At 50.6% G+C, this 13681-nt stretch carries 17 protein-coding genes; 6 read left to right on the forward strand and 11 right to left on the reverse strand.

From position 1 onward, the window contains the following. Positions 1-97 precede the first annotated feature (97 nt). On the forward strand, positions 98-1225 hold the full coding sequence (locus E2980_RS13205) for a transglutaminase domain-containing protein (protein WP_135152652.1): 1128 nt from the start codon (positions 98-100) through the stop codon (positions 1223-1225). Between the two features lie 5 nt (positions 1226-1230). Here E2980_RS13205 and ku read toward each other — a convergent pair whose 3' ends face one another. The 6 genes from ku to E2980_RS13235 form a co-directional block, all read right to left on the reverse strand. Then, positions 1231-2064 (reverse strand): non-homologous end joining protein Ku, encoded by an 834-nt coding sequence (gene ku, locus E2980_RS13210; protein ID WP_135152653.1) that lies wholly within the window; start codon positions 2062-2064, stop codon positions 1231-1233. 396 nt (positions 2065-2460) lie between these two features. After that, positions 2461-3315, reverse strand: coding sequence for an NAD(P)H-binding protein (locus E2980_RS13215; protein ID WP_135152654.1), 855 nt, complete (start codon positions 3313-3315; stop codon positions 2461-2463). 27 nt (positions 3316-3342) lie between these two features. Further along, positions 3343-4815, reverse strand: coding sequence for a multicopper oxidase family protein (locus E2980_RS13220; protein WP_135152655.1), 1473 nt, complete (start codon positions 4813-4815; stop codon positions 3343-3345). A gap of 40 nt (positions 4816-4855) precedes the next feature. Then, a complete protein-coding gene (locus tag E2980_RS13225) occupies positions 4856-6277 on the reverse strand; it encodes a DHA2 family efflux MFS transporter permease subunit (protein WP_135152656.1) in 1422 nt (473 codons plus the stop codon). Positions 6278-6357: 80 nt separating this feature from the next. After that, complete coding sequence (locus E2980_RS13230) at positions 6358-6885, reverse strand: TetR/AcrR family transcriptional regulator (RefSeq protein ID WP_135152657.1); 528 nt, start codon at positions 6883-6885, stop codon at positions 6358-6360. 204 nt (positions 6886-7089) lie between these two features. After that, entirely contained in the window at positions 7090-7455 is a 366-nt protein-coding gene (locus E2980_RS13235) for a TfoX/Sxy family protein (RefSeq protein WP_135152658.1), read from the reverse strand. Between the two features lie 133 nt (positions 7456-7588). Here E2980_RS13235 and E2980_RS13240 point away from each other — a divergent pair, with 133 nt between their 5' ends. The 4 genes from E2980_RS13240 to E2980_RS13255 are packed head-to-tail and all read left to right on the forward strand — an operon-like array spanning position 7589 to position 8977. Then, a complete protein-coding gene (locus E2980_RS13240) occupies positions 7589-7918 on the forward strand; it encodes an ArsR/SmtB family transcription factor (RefSeq protein ID WP_135152659.1) in 330 nt (109 codons plus the stop codon). Further along, positions 7896-8366: an SRPBCC family protein gene (locus E2980_RS13245; protein ID WP_135152660.1), complete on the forward strand. Its 471-nt coding sequence runs from the start codon at positions 7896-7898 to the stop codon at positions 8364-8366. The genes E2980_RS13240 and E2980_RS13245 overlap by 23 nt, the downstream gene beginning before the upstream one ends. A 39-nt stretch (positions 8367-8405) precedes the next feature. Continuing rightward, entirely contained in the window at positions 8406-8585 is a 180-nt protein-coding gene (locus E2980_RS13250) for a hypothetical protein (RefSeq protein WP_135152661.1), read from the forward strand. A 2-nt stretch (positions 8586-8587) separates the two neighbouring features. Next, entirely contained in the window at positions 8588-8977 is a 390-nt protein-coding gene (locus tag E2980_RS13255) for an SRPBCC family protein (protein WP_135152662.1), read from the forward strand. 48 nt (positions 8978-9025) lie between these two features. Here the strand turns inward: E2980_RS13255 and E2980_RS13260 are convergent, their stop codons facing one another. Beyond that, positions 9026-9253: a hypothetical protein gene (locus tag E2980_RS13260; RefSeq protein WP_135152663.1), complete on the reverse strand. Its 228-nt coding sequence runs from the start codon at positions 9251-9253 to the stop codon at positions 9026-9028. Between the two features lie 94 nt (positions 9254-9347). On the opposite strand from E2980_RS13260, the gene udk reads away from it, so the two are divergent. Then, the gene (gene udk / locus E2980_RS13265) at positions 9348-9983 is read left to right on the forward strand and encodes a uridine kinase (RefSeq protein ID WP_135152664.1); all 636 of its coding nucleotides are present in this window, start codon (positions 9348-9350) and stop codon (positions 9981-9983) included. Positions 9984-10048: 65 nt separating this feature from the next. On the opposite strand, the gene E2980_RS13270 is transcribed toward udk, so the two are convergent. The 4 genes from E2980_RS13270 to E2980_RS13285 form a co-directional block, all read right to left on the reverse strand. Then, positions 10049-10261, reverse strand: a complete 213-nt coding sequence (locus tag E2980_RS13270) for a cold-shock protein (RefSeq protein ID WP_135152720.1) — start codon at positions 10259-10261, stop codon at positions 10049-10051. Between the two features lie 81 nt (positions 10262-10342). Continuing rightward, a complete protein-coding gene (locus tag E2980_RS13275; protein ID WP_135152665.1) occupies positions 10343-10543 on the reverse strand; it encodes a cold-shock protein in 201 nt (66 codons plus the stop codon). 203 nt (positions 10544-10746) lie between these two features. After that, positions 10747-11286 carry an HAD family hydrolase gene (locus E2980_RS13280; protein ID WP_135152666.1) on the reverse strand — a complete coding sequence of 180 codons (540 nt, stop codon included), beginning with the start codon at positions 11284-11286 and terminating at the stop codon, positions 10747-10749. Next, a complete protein-coding gene (locus E2980_RS13285) occupies positions 11283-13673 on the reverse strand; it encodes a glycoside hydrolase family 95 protein (protein WP_135152667.1) in 2391 nt (796 codons plus the stop codon). The genes E2980_RS13280 and E2980_RS13285 overlap by 4 nt, the downstream gene beginning before the upstream one ends. Positions 13674-13681 lie beyond the last annotated feature (8 nt).

Raw genomic sequence — 13681 nt, forward strand, 5'->3', positions numbered from 1 at the left:
CATTTGCGTATGATATAGTCGGAATACACGATAATCGGCAAGACTCTGGGATCAGAGTCTTTTTTACTTTTAACAGCTGAGAGGGGATGGGAAGGTTATGAGAGCAGGAGTGAAAATAGCGCTCGCTTTAGCGGTTCTATTGGGGTCTCTTTCCGTCGCGCCACAGTTAGGTCCTTCTGAGTCCGTGTCTGCAGCAGTAAATACGACCTCGATAGACCATCTCCGGAAGGAAATCGTTCGCGCGATAAGCCAGCGCCTCGGTACCCTTGAGGTTACATATACAGGCAAAGAAGCTTCATTGAAGAAAGACATCAGAGACACTTTGGATGCTGCCGTTTACTCGGACGATTACTTGCACTATATCGTAAAGACGTACGGCTATCGATCTACGATGAGCGGGAACAAAGCAAAGATAGATTTCAGCTTCACGTACTGGGAAACGCTGCCCCAGACGAATGAGGTAAAGAAGCGCGTTGCCCAAGTGCTTGGCAAAATATTGACCAAAGGCATGAACGATCATCAGAAAGTGAAGGCGATCCATGACTGGATTGTAACGAACATCGCCTATGATACGCGCCTTATCTCGCATTCCGCCTATGATGGGATCTCGAAGGGAAAGACTGTGTGCCAAGGTTACGCCTTGCTTACCTACGAAATGATGAAGCAGGCCGGTATTCCGGTCAAGATTATGGAAGGAACGTCTCGGGGCATCTCCCACACGTGGAATCTCGTCCAGATCGGCGGCAAATGGTACCATCTGGACACGACATGGGATGATCCCGTTCCGGACGTCGCAGGACGAACCGTATACAACTACTACAACCTGACCGATGCACAGATTCGACCGGACCATAAGTGGACCCCGTCAACTCACATTCCAAGGGCGGTTACCCCTTATGATCAGTCGCTCGCATCGCTCTCCGTATCCGATTCGTCCAAATCATCGTTCTATGACAAGCTTTACGAGCAACTTGGTTACCTCTATCTCGCGGATGCTTACACGGCGACGAGTTTACAAGACCTTACAAGTAATATTCAAGACGCCGTTGCGAATCGTAAAAAGGAACTGGTCATCCGTTACACGCGAGGCACGACGATTAAATCCGACATGAAGAAAGCTTTCGCGGCTCAGAAGGGGCTCTCCGGCTTTAGCTATTCGTACGAGGACTACTCCCGGACGACGATTAACGACAAACTGCTCCGGATCGTATTTAAGTATTCGTGAGGCAATTAATGGGTTTGGTTAAAATCGGACTGTGTAAACGCGTCGTTCTCGTTCTTGACGTAATCCAGACTTGTGGTCAGCGACGATAACAAATCTTCTAGATTCGCGTTCCGCTGCAGCAGCGGCTGTTCCGCGACTTTTTCTCTCGGCGCCAGTTTCGTGATTTTATTCTCGATCAGGGATCTGAGCGCTTCGTCGTATTTATTTCCGTAGTTGGATCCCACGAACTTGGCGGACATCGCTTGAATCAATTGGTTGAAAACGAACATATGGGCCTCGGACACCTCGGATCTAGACGGATGAACCGGCGCGTTTATTCGTTCCATCGGCCGGATTTCATCCTCGTAGAGCATAGTCGACAGAACTAATCCTTCTTCTGACGGCCACACCGCCGCCAGGCTTTGAACGGAACGGAGCGTAAGGTATCCGATCCCGATCTTCTTCGATTGGAGAAGACTGGCATGAAATAAACGAAAAGCCTCCTCCCCCACCTCGTCGGTCCCCATATAATAATGTTTCTTCAACCGCATCCGGGTAATCTCCGTCTCATCGGCGAACTGTTCGATGATCATCGTCTTGGAGGCTTGCGGAGATATTCCTTTAAGCTCTTCATCGGAGATTTCCACGAAGTTGCCGCCGCCTAGATCATAGACTTTTCGGATTTCGTCCATCTCTACTTTCGAATCGCAAGCTTGGCAGAATTTCAGATGAGAAATCGAACCTCCGCAAGCCGTGTGGGTTGTCTTAAGCGATATTTCCTTATCCTCCGTGGCGGCATACAGCTTGATAGGGATCTGAAATTTGGCTATCTGAATAGTCCCTTTCCACATCGCATGCATACTATCATTCCTCTCTTAAATAAGCTATTACTTCTTTTATTGCCTAAGAGAGAGTAATGGATACTTCAACCGAAAATAACCCGTCCCCAAGGTTCGTACCTCGTAAACGGGTTGTTTGCTTTCTCACTCGGGATTAAAAATTAATTATCTGATAATTCTGATAATATAGTAGATTTTCTTCCCGGTCTGTGCTACTATGGCTTTACAGGAAAGGAGGTGCGTCAACATTAGTAATCAGATGTTGAACGTATCCCTTACCCGATCCGGTAGCCTGTAATATACAAGCTGCCGGAGGCGCGGGATACGGTTCTGGTTTGGAATAGCGCCTCTCGGGTAGAAAAGACCGTCTTCGGACGGTCCTTTTTCTTTTAAATTCCGCGGATTTTCTACCTATTTTTATTTCGCTAACATCCCCCGTATCGTTTCCGCGATTCCGATCTCATAGGGAGTGACCGGAGCGTATCCGTCATATGCCAGACTGTTATCCGGTATCTGCTGGTCGATGCCTTCATAACGGTTCAACAATTGGCTTGCGCGTCTGTCGAACCTATAAAGTAAACGTAACTTCCATCCACCGATTGGCTTGAGATGAGGCTGTATTCCAACTGCCTCGCCGGCAATCGCGGCCAGCCGCTCCACGGAAATCGTAGCCCCGCTGTTTAGTTTCCAGCTCCCGCCGAACGCTGAATCCCGGGATGCCAGATCGATAATCCGGCTCGCGGCATCCGGGATATAGAGGTACTCTCTTTGCGCGGATGGGCGGCCCGGCAGATTTACGGGTTTGGCTTGGGCGATTTTCTTTAACGTGTAATGGACGAACGTATTTTTAGCGAAGGCTCCGTATAGCTCCGGACTTTGGATTCGCAACATATTCGGCCCGTCCATATGGCTGCTATCCTCGATCGGACAATAGTTCCCTTCAATCCTGACTACCTTGGCGCCGGTTCGAGCCGCAACATCTACGACAGCACGCGTAATCCGGTTTACGGCCTCGGGTTTATCATCATAGGTCAAGTAGACGCCATAGAAGATCACGTCGACGCCTTCCGCTGCAAGTGCAAGGTCATCGGCGTTCCGAGCTTTTCCGGATACCGTATGAAAGCCGGGAACCTGCGCGTACGTCTCCTTCATTCTGCCCAGCTTACGATCCGATCCGGAGAATGCCACCGTTTCCGTTCCTTGTGCCACCAGCTTTTCGATCAATGCGCGGCCTATCGCGCTCCCCGCTCTTACTACCAACGCTTTTCGCATATCGTATCTCTCCTCTTTTTATGAAAATTATAGATCCGGCAGATTGCCCGACTTCGTTCCTACCCGATAATCCGTCGTGATTCCTTCGTAATTGAGCATCATGCTCATTCCCATCGATGCATGCATGAGATTATGGCAATGCGCCATCCACAAGCCGGGATTATCGGTAACCAGATACAGCTCGTATGTCTCGTCTTTCTTCGTCAGTATCGTATCGAGGTAGATCGGACTCCCCTTTACCGGTTCGCCGTTCTTGCTTAATAACCGAAACGTATGGCCATGGAGATGAAAAGGGTGATCGCCTCCGCCTTCGTTGGATACCGTAATTCGGACATGTTCATCTTCCTTTACGTTCATGGGAGGAATTTCATGAAAGGATTTCCCGTTGATCGATTTGGCAAAAACATTCTGTCCCAGCTTCAGCTCGAACGACTTGTCGATAGTAAGCGAATCGACTTTATCGCCGGGTACAGGCGAGCCGTAGTCGAGGAAAGAAAATAAGTCGCCGCTTGCCGTAGTCACGGGCTCTGCCCCGATGCCCAACGTCACCTTGAGGCTATCCTCGGACGTGCTGCCTACTACGACTTTACCTTGCACTGGGAGTTGAATCAGTAAATCATATCGCTGGCCCGCACCGATATTGAAGCTCTTGCCCTCAAGCAATCCAGGCTTATGAATGTCGTTGCCATCCATGGCTACGATCCGATACGGCGCTCCTGCGACACCCATCTCCAACGTATCGTTCGCCCCGTTGGTCAATCTCAGCCGCACGGTATCCCCGGCTTTGCCCGGCACGATCAACCCTTGCGTCATGCCATTGAATACGTATTGAGAACCCAGCTTCTGCAAGAGACCAGCCATATCGCGATCCACGGCGTACGGATCGGTTTTAGGCTCAATGATGAACTGTCCGATCAGCCCCTTCTCCGCCTGAATCGAGCTCATCTGATGGGAATGGTACCAATACGTGCCCGGAACCGTAGCGATAAAATCGTACGTGAACCGTTCGTCCGGCATTACCGCATCTTGAGTCACACCGGCTACGCCATCCTGCGAACAGGGAACGACGACGCCGTGCCAATGAATCGTTACGCCATCCTCGATATCCTTGTTATACAGCGTAACCTTTACCCGATCGCCTTCCTTGACGCGAAGCTCCGGTCCCGGAGATATGCCGTTGAACGTCCAGGCATCCACCGTCTTCCCGTTATCTAATCGGATCGTGGCGCTAGCGGCTGTCAGATCAAAATCGCGAACGGGAGCATCGCTATCTGTTGCCGTTAGGGATTCGCAGGATGTGCCAGTTGATGTAGTCGTATGATGGCCGGCATGCGAAGACGGGCTCGCATGATGCATATGGTCCGCCATGTTGATTTCCGCAGGCTTCTGCAGGCGCATTTGCCAGAAATAGAATGCGACCGTTGCGCCGATCAGGATCGTTAAGGCTAGAAGCACGCCTAAGCCGATCTTTGCTTTCCTGCTCTTTATCTTTATCCGCATAATGATAGATTCACCGTTCCTTCTGTGTGTAATTGATCAATCACTTACTTCGGTGCACGAAGATGACGATCAGCGCACCGGCAAGCGACAGCGCGGCGGCTCCAAGGAAAACCCAAGCGAATCCGCCGGTTAACGCTTCCGCGTTGCTATTTCCCAAGGACAAAAGCCCGTTCGTTCTGGACGCCGCGAGGGTAGCCAAGACCGCCAGTCCTATTGCGCCTCCGATTTGTTGACTCGTATTGACTAAGCCGCTGGCGAGTCCCGCTTCGCTTCCGTTCACTCCATGAACGGCAAGCTCGGTGCCTGCGACAAAGGCGCCTCCAAGCCCAACTCCGACAATCATTGTTGGACCAAGCAAATGCGCAGCGAACGTTGCGTCGCTGGGCGCGAAGGACAGCCAGACCAAGCCGATCGCGAATAACATGAGAGAGGCGGCAAGCGTCCACTTAGTGCCAAGCTTCTTAATGATTGCCGGAACTGCTCCGGCAAAGACGACCAGCGCGCCGGCAAGCGGAAGCTGCGTAAGTCCGGCGGTAAGAGCGTCGTATTGCAGCATTTGCTGCATATATACGGAGAGCGCGAAGAACAGGGCCGTCGTCGCGCCGCCAATAAGCAGCATCGCGAGATTTCCTCCTAATACCGCGGAATTACGGAAGATACCGAACGGTACGAGAGGAGCCGAAGCGCGTTTCTCGATTATGATAAATGCAGCAAGCAGGATAACGGCAATCACCCCTAGAATGAGAGTTATCGGACTGGTCCACCCCATTCCTTCCGCTTGGGATAACGCGGCGACAAGCGCGACGATTCCGCCCGTTACGGTTACGGCGCCGGGCAAGTCGACGCTCACCGGCTTACCGAGAGTATCCTTAGCCACTAGAACCGGGATCGCCGCGATGACAAGAATGCCAACAGGAACATTGACGAAGAATACGGAGGACCAACCGAAAGCCGAGGTGAGCACGCCCCCTAGAAGAACACCCGCGGCGCTGCCTATGCCGGCTACGGCGCCCCATATCCCAAGCGCTTTGGCCCGATCTTGCGGCTCGGAGAAAAGCTTTGTTACTAATGCGAGCGCGGCTGGTGCCAGGAATGCCGCTGAAGCACCTTGGATCGCACGCGCGGCCAGCAGCCACGCTCCGGAAGTCGCGAATCCGGCTGCCGCCGACGCGATGACGAAACCTGCGACTCCGGTAAGGAATACCCGCCTATGCCCGAACCGGTCGGCCAATCGGCCGCCTAGGAGAAGCAAACCTCCGAAGGGCAATACATAAGCAGTAATGATCCAACTGAGCATATTCGTATCCAGATGTAAATCCGTACCCAGAGTGGGCAGAGCGATGTTGACGATCGAAGCGTCCAAGATGACCAAGAACTGAGCCAGGGCGAGCACGACGAGCGCCCACCAGCGGCGATTACTCATGGAATGGGCGGTCGAGATCGTTTGCGCGACATTTTTCATTAGAATAACTCATCTTGATTTAATTGTTATTAGTTAGTGATTGATCAATTACTATTGTATATATAAAGCCGGAAATCGGCTTATTCTTTCGCAAGCATTAATTCCGGTAAAGACAGCGCCATTGAAATATTGCACAGCATCCCTCTGGCAATGAAAATAAATGTTCTCTCTTCCGGATTCTCGAAGCCCGCTTGCTTGAAAGCATCCAACACCACCTTACGCACGTCCCGAAAGCCCTTCTGCATAACCTCCACGATAGCCTCTTCCTTAATCGTTTGTGCCTGCATTTGAAGCAGCGTTTCATTTTCGTAAGACTTCATAATCCGCGCGTAAGCCTCTACGAGCTCTTGTTCCAGTTGATCGGGACTTACCGTCACGATAACCGCGCTAAAAGCGTCGAGCATGCGAGTCCATGATACTTCAAGAGCTTCTTTCAACAAAGCTTCTTTCGTTGCGAAAAACCGAAAAACATAGGGCTGGGATATTTGCGCCCGTTCTGCGACTTTGGCTGTCGTGGCCCGATAATAGCCGATTTCCGCGAATACTTCGATGGCGGCGGATACAATATCGGCTCGACGGTTAACTGAAGTTGTAGGACTTGGGGTCATGGTTCCATCCTCCTTTATCGGATAATTTCACTCTTGTTAGTGATTGATCAATTACTAACTAAATCTAAACTAACACATCTCCTATTCTTTTGCAACATCAACTTAGGTTTTCCATAATGTAGGAACCTATGCAGAGGAACAACAAAAAGCCGATCCCGAAGGTCGGCTTTTGGGGCATTTTATGCGGAAGCATGTTAGTTATCCTTACTTTTTACTTGATTTCTTAGCAGGCAACTTCTCGGGCAAAGTCTCCGCCCATGTTAGCGACTGATCGATCAGTTCCCTTATCTTATCCGGATCTTGCCGCCACTCTTCGGGTACCGCGACGTATTCCTTCATCGGTCTTCCCGGCATCGGCGAAAACTCTGTCGCGCCTGCTTGAAGCAACAGTTGCCGCTGGTCTTCCGGTAAACGGACAAATATGTCTTGTCCATATAAGCCGGTAAACATATTACCATTAATGAAGCCTGCCAGAGATCCGAACATCGGCTTTATTTTAACTCGAGGGTCTAAGGGTGCAACGGCTGCGAACAAAGCCTTAGACTCCTCATCGGGGCGTGCTTTGGACATCGAAAAAGCTCCTTTCTATATCGCTTTTGTTGCGTATCGATAATATAGCTCCAGGTCAGAATATAACAGGCTTAGACATTTGGCAAGCTTTATTTAAGTTGACACTTAATTAAGTGTGTGCTAAATTAACTTCATGATCAATCAAGCCATTCATGCCATAACGGAACCAAGGCGCCGGGATATTCTATATCTCGTCCGTGACGGGGAACTCACCTCTAGCGCCATCGCATCGCATTTCGATATTTCCGCGCCGGCTATTTCGCAGCATCTTAAAGTTCTTGAGGAGGCAGGACTCGTCGTCGTTAGAAGGGCAGGCACCAAACGATTTTATGGTCTAAGGAGGGAAGGGTTCGCAGAATTGAAACAATATATCGAGAGCTTCTGGGATGATAGCTTGATTCGTCTGAAAGAAGCCGCCGAAGAGGAAGAAAGGAGAAATCATGAATCCAAACCACAGCAGTGACACGAACACGAACACGATCACGAAAGAAATCTTTATCGAATGCCGTACGGAGACGTTATTCTCGTTCTTTACCGACCCTGACAAATTGGTTCGTTGGATGGGGCGCCATGTTCTGCTCGAGCCGAGCATCGGCGGCAAATACCGCATCGATGTCAATGGCAGCGACATTGCGATGGGAGAATATAAGGAGATTATCCCCAACGAGAAAATCGTGATGACATGGGGCTGGGAGAAATCGAAAATCGTACCTCCCGGTTCCAGCACAGTCGAATTTAGGATGACGCCCAAAGGTAACGGCACCCTCCTGCAATTGACTCATTACGATCTGCCGGAATCGGAAATCGCTTCCCATCAACAAGGATGGACGCATTATATGGCTCGTATTCAATCTTTCGCTCAAGGCCAAGATCCCGGCATCGATCCTTGGTCGGAACAGGCTATGCATTAATTAATATAAAATATTATTACTAAAGGAGACTTACTTCATATGACTACACTTACTTGCAACTGCGGATTCGCCGCATCGGACGAAAACAAATACAAAGTAGAAGCCGCAATGTGGTTTCATGCCATTCAGGATCACTCGGATATGCTTAAGAGCATGACCGTCGAGATGCTGGAGCAATGGTTAATGAACAAGGACGAGCAATTGAAGGCGGGTGCGTAAAAATGACCGCAGCAATTCATCAGGAAATTACATTCAAAGCAAGCCCTGCTAGCGTGTATGGTGTTCTCATTAGCAGCGAACAATTCAGTAAGGCTACCGGCGGCGCTCCGGCCGACATCAACCCGGAAGCAGGCGGCACGTTCTCTTGTTTCGGAGGCATGATCGTTGGACGCAATATCGAACTGGTACCGAACGAGCGTATCGTACAAGCCTGGCGTGCAGCGAACTGGGAGGAAGGCGTATATTCGATCGCTAGATTCGAGTTAACGCAGCAAGGCTCCGATACCTTGCTCCGGTTCGATCACATCGGGTTCCCCGAAGGGCAAGGCGAACATCTCGCATCCGGTTGGCATGCCAACTACTGGGGACCTATCGAGAAACTGCTAGCATAACGCGCAAAGGAGCTGTTTCCAAAAGCGAATCGCTTATGGGACAGCTCCTTATTTCGATTTGCGGAACATCAGCTCCTGCAATCGGACATAACCGAGGAAGAGGGATCCGAGGATAATCATCCCCAGGAACGGCAGTGCTTGATAAGCGTGAGTAATAATCAGCATGAAGCCCACGACCATTCCGACAGCCCCCGCTTCCAGACAAATGCCTCCGCGATCTCCCGCCAAAAAGCCGACCCAATGGTCGACTTTTTCATTTAACCAGCTTCGTCGCATCGTTGTTGCGCGGTCGAGGTGAATAAATGCAACGACTGTGCTACAATACTGGAATTGCAATGGGAATCATCTCAAGGAGGTTTATGGAATCAGCATGATCATTATTGGTATCGCCGGGGGCACCGGCTCCGGTAAAACAACGGTTGCGCGCTCCGTCATTGACCGTCTTGGACCGGACAAAGTGACGTTCATATCCCAAGATAGCTACTATAAAGACCATAAGCATCTTAGCATGTCCGAACGCGAAGCGATCAATTATGATCATCCGCTCGTCTTTGACAACGAGCTGTTAATTGAGCATCTTCATCTTCTTAAAAGCGGTCAACCCGCTTACGCTCCGGTTTATGACTACACGGTCCATGCCCGTTCGACCGTCGAGACTTTAGAGCTCAAGCCGAACAATATCATCATTCTCGAAGGGCTCCATGTTCTGTCCGACGAAAATATCCGGAAGATGTTATATATCAAGGTGTTCGTAGATACCGACCCGGATGTCCGCATCCTCCGTAGGGTGCTTCGGGATATCGAGGAACGAGGCCGTTCGATCCAGTCGATCCATCACCAATATTTGAATTCGGTCAAACCGATGCATGAGGCGTTTATCGAGCCGTCCAAGAAATATGCCGACCTGATCATCCCTGAAGGCGGACATAATGAGGTCGGCATTCAACTTCTGTCCATATTAACCGAGAAGTACTTGACGGGCGAACGGACTTTGGATGGCGTTTAAAAGTTAAAATCCACGCAAAAAGCCAGCCTCTTGCGGCTGGCTTTAATGATGGCGGATTAGAGTTTTCATTGTTTGAACTGGTTGGGGCTTGTATTCACTACCGCGGCTAGCATTCTCTCGTTTTTGAACATCGCGGAATGACATTGGAAGCATACGGGAGCTTTGGAGAAAGCGAAATTATCCCTCATCCAACCCTTGCAGTTCTTATCGGAACATGACCAAATTGCGGTTAATTCTTCCGGTAAATCTTCCAGCAGTTTTTTCCGAGAATAATACACGTGCATCCCTCTTCCCATTCTGGATTCGAAATAGCGATTAAAAATGCCCCAAACGAGATGTTCGGGGCACGATGCTCTTATTTACAGTTTTACGACATTCTCGGCTTGAGCTCCGCGATTGCCCTGTACGACATTAAATTCAACGCGTTGGCCTTCGTCCAATGATTTGTAGCCGTCGCCAACGATCGCGCTGAAATGTACGAATACGTCGTTTCCGCCTTCAACTTCGATAAAGCCAAAGCCCTTGTCCGCGTTAAACCATTTCACTGTACCTGTTTCCATTCTAATTACCACCTTAATTATATTTACATGACCTTCTTATTTTATTAGAAATAAAAAATTCACATATCGTACAAGGTTATTAAGCCCAAAACAATAACCCTCTACGCTATGTGAATTAGGTCATAATTTCAATATCCTTATCATACCACATCCAACCTCAAGTAGCAAATTTCCAATCGTTCACTCCGTTACATCCGGCCAAGTTACGAAACCTCAAGCAAGCTATCGTTTAACTGTTCTACCAAGTCCAACAAGTCGAGCGGTTCGCGTATCGTATGAACGGGACGCTCGCTTTCGTCAGCAGGAATGTGGGGATACCTTGACGTCCAACTAAGAAATACGCTCGTGATGCCGAGCGCGTTCGCGCCTTTGATATCGCGGCTTAGATTGTTGCCGACCATCACGATTCGGGAGTAATCTTCCTCGTTCAGCTCAAGAGCCCCCGCCGCCGCCTTAAACATGCGCGGACTTGGTTTGGAGGCTTTAATATTTTCCGAATAGATCATGGCGGAGAAATAATCGTAAAGACCATGCTGGGTGAATACGTTCTTGAACGACTGCGCATCGCCATCCGCGACCAGCACAAGCTTGTATCCCCTCTCGAAGAGGGTTCTCACCATGACATCCGAACCCGGAATGAGGCTAGCGCTGATTACGATTCCCTCATCGTCCCTGATTTCCGTTTCTTCATTGACGATCGTGTCGCCGCTGTCCAGGAATAGGATTAGTTTCTTCTCGCTCATAGCCCTGACTCCCTCGAAACTCTGAACTTCTGTCCTGCCGCTGTCTTAAATCGAATTACGCCGTCCGCGTTTATGTCCCTATCGATCGAAACCGGCTGTCCGTCTTCCGTTACGACCAACGAATCGACGCCGTATACCGCGCAGACCCCTCCGTGAATCGAACGGATTTCCGCATCCGTTAGCTTGCCTTTTTCCCAGCTCATATCCACCTCGAATCCGCCGCGTGCCCGCAACCCCTTAACTCGCCCCTCTTGCCATGCATCGGGAAGAGATGGAAGCAACTGAAGGTAATCTTGATGCGACTGCAGCAACATCTCTGCGATGCCGGATGTCGCGGCGAAATTGCCGTCGATTTGAAACGGCGGATGAGCATCGAACAAGTTGGCGTATACGCCTCCGTGCTGGTAGTTCAGGTCCTCGTTTTCTTTAACGAGATTAAGCAGATTGGAGATAAGCTGCCATGACCGGTTACCGTCTCCGAATCTGGCCCATAACCCGATTTTCCATCCAAGGCTCCAACCGGTTCCGTCGTCTCCCCGTCTTTCGAGCGATTGCCTCGCTGCCACGAACAGCTCGGGCGTCGTCCGCTCCGTTAACTGTCTTCCCGGATAAACGCCGAAAAGATGGCTTACGTGGCGATGGTGCCGATCCTCGTCCTCGAAGTCCTTATACCATTCCTGCAGCTGCCCGAATCTGCCGATTTGCATCGGAAAGAGACGATCTCTCGCTTGAGCCAATTCCTCTCCGAACCCTTTGTCGGCATCGAGGAATTGCGTTGCTTCCATGCAATTCGTGAACAGATCCCAGATGAGCGACATATCCATCGTTGTCGCAACGCTTAAACCGAATACGCCTTCCGACGTCCTGAATTTATGTTCCGGGGATGTGGAAGGAGAGGTAATTAAGCGGCCTTCACTGTCTTCGATCAGCCAATCCAGGCAGAATAACGCGGCTTCTTTCATCACAGGGTAAGCATGTTCCCGTAAATAGGTCTCGTCCCTGCCGAAGACGAAATGCTCCCACAAATGCTGGGCTAGCCATACCCCGCCCATCGGCCAAAAGACCCATATCGCGTCTCCATCTCCGTAATCGCCAACGGGAGCGGTCTGAGCCCATATATCCGCGTTATGGTGGGCCGTCCAGCCGCGGGTACCGTAGTTCGTCTCGGCCGTTTTTTTACCGTTCTCGGACAAATTGCGAGTATACACCAACAGCGGAGTATGACATTCTGCCAAATTGGCCGTCTCTGCCGGCCAGTAGTTCATCTGCGCATTGATATTAAGCGTCCAATTGCTGCTCCATGGCGCCCGGGTAGACTCGTTCCATATGCCCTGAAGATTCGCGGGTTGCGTCCCGGGCCTGGAGCTTGCGATCATCAAATACCGGCCATATTGAAATAGCAGCTCCACGAGCCCAGGGTCATTCGCGCCATAAGAGGATATCCGGCTGACCGTGGATAATTCCTCAGGTGCTGAATGCTTGCCTAGGCGAAGCTCGACCCGGTCAAAGAGAGAACGATAATCAGAGACGTGACTTTCCCTTAAATTCTCGTATGGCTTTAGAATTGCTTGGTCCAACGATGCCGCCGCCAGCAATCCGGCATTCTTCCCCTCGCTGCCCGGGAACCGATCAAACCCGTTAAAGCTAGTAGCCGCACTAAAATAGAGGGTTACCCGGGTGCACCCCTGCGCATGAATGCCATCCGCGTCAACGGTTACTTTGCCATCTTCGGAATCGGCATAGAGACATCCCTCGAATCGCATCGCTTCCGTATTCAACGGATCTCCATAGACAATCGGCTTATTCGTGTTGTAGTAACTGGGATCCACTTGCTCGGGAGCAATTCCCCGCATGATGAACCGCTGACCGGACACCGAAGTCGCATAACGAAGCGGACTGTCCAATCGGGCATGAAAGTCTAACGCGCCGGACTCGCTTGCTTCCAGTCGAACAACGATGACTTGATCCGGATGGGAGGCGAATATTTCCCGCGTGTATTTCACGTCGCCGATCCAATATTCCGCGCCGGACAATGCGTTCTCCAAATCGAGCGTCCGCCGATAGGAATGGAAAACGCAGCCGTGGTCGAAACGAAGCTGCAAATCGCCGAACGGCAGATAGGATTGCGTATACGGACCCATCATCTCTTTGCACAGACGATCCGCTTCCTCATACTTGCCTTCTTGCAACAATTGCCGTACGCGAGGCAAAACCTTTCTAGCCCCGGAATTATTCCAATCTCTCGGAAACCCTGACCATAAGGTGTCCTCGTTAAGAGCGATGCGTTCCTTCTCTACTCCTCCGAATATCATGGCGCCGAGACGGCCGTTTCCGATAGGGAGCGCTTCCGTCCAAGCGACGGCTGGTTTATCATATTGAAGTTTCACCGTTTCAC

It is taken from the genome of Cohnella luojiensis, assembly GCF_004564235.1.
Classification (GTDB): domain Bacteria; phylum Bacillota; class Bacilli; order Paenibacillales; family Paenibacillaceae; genus Cohnella; species Cohnella luojiensis.

Coding starts and splice junctions, on each gene's coding strand:
- E2980_RS13205 (WP_135152652.1), top strand. CDS start 98: ATGAGAGCAGGAGTGAAAATAGCGCTCGCTTTAGCGGTTCTATTGGGG.
- ku (WP_135152653.1), bottom strand. CDS start 2,064: ATGCATGCGATGTGGAAAGGGACTATTCAGATAGCCAAATTTCAGATC.
- E2980_RS13215 (WP_135152654.1), bottom strand. CDS start 3,315: ATGCGAAAAGCGTTGGTAGTAAGAGCGGGGAGCGCGATAGGCCGCGCA.
- E2980_RS13220 (WP_135152655.1), bottom strand. CDS start 4,815: ATGCGGATAAAGATAAAGAGCAGGAAAGCAAAGATCGGCTTAGGCGTG.
- E2980_RS13225 (WP_135152656.1), bottom strand. CDS start 6,277: ATGAAAAATGTCGCGCAAACGATCTCGACCGCCCATTCCATGAGTAAT.
- E2980_RS13230 (WP_135152657.1), bottom strand. CDS start 6,885: ATGACCCCAAGTCCTACAACTTCAGTTAACCGTCGAGCCGATATTGTA.
- E2980_RS13235 (WP_135152658.1), bottom strand. CDS start 7,455: ATGTCCAAAGCACGCCCCGATGAGGAGTCTAAGGCTTTGTTCGCAGCC.
- E2980_RS13240 (WP_135152659.1), top strand. CDS start 7,589: ATGATCAATCAAGCCATTCATGCCATAACGGAACCAAGGCGCCGGGAT.
- E2980_RS13245 (WP_135152660.1), top strand. CDS start 7,896: ATGAATCCAAACCACAGCAGTGACACGAACACGAACACGATCACGAAA.
- E2980_RS13250 (WP_135152661.1), top strand. CDS start 8,406: ATGACTACACTTACTTGCAACTGCGGATTCGCCGCATCGGACGAAAAC.
- E2980_RS13255 (WP_135152662.1), top strand. CDS start 8,588: ATGACCGCAGCAATTCATCAGGAAATTACATTCAAAGCAAGCCCTGCT.
- E2980_RS13260 (WP_135152663.1), bottom strand. CDS start 9,253: ATGCGACGAAGCTGGTTAAATGAAAAAGTCGACCATTGGGTCGGCTTT.
- udk (WP_135152664.1), top strand. CDS start 9,348: ATGATCATTATTGGTATCGCCGGGGGCACCGGCTCCGGTAAAACAACG.
- E2980_RS13275 (WP_135152665.1), bottom strand. CDS start 10,543: ATGGAAACAGGTACAGTGAAATGGTTTAACGCGGACAAGGGCTTTGGC.
- E2980_RS13280 (WP_135152666.1), bottom strand. CDS start 11,286: ATGAGCGAGAAGAAACTAATCCTATTCCTGGACAGCGGCGACACGATC.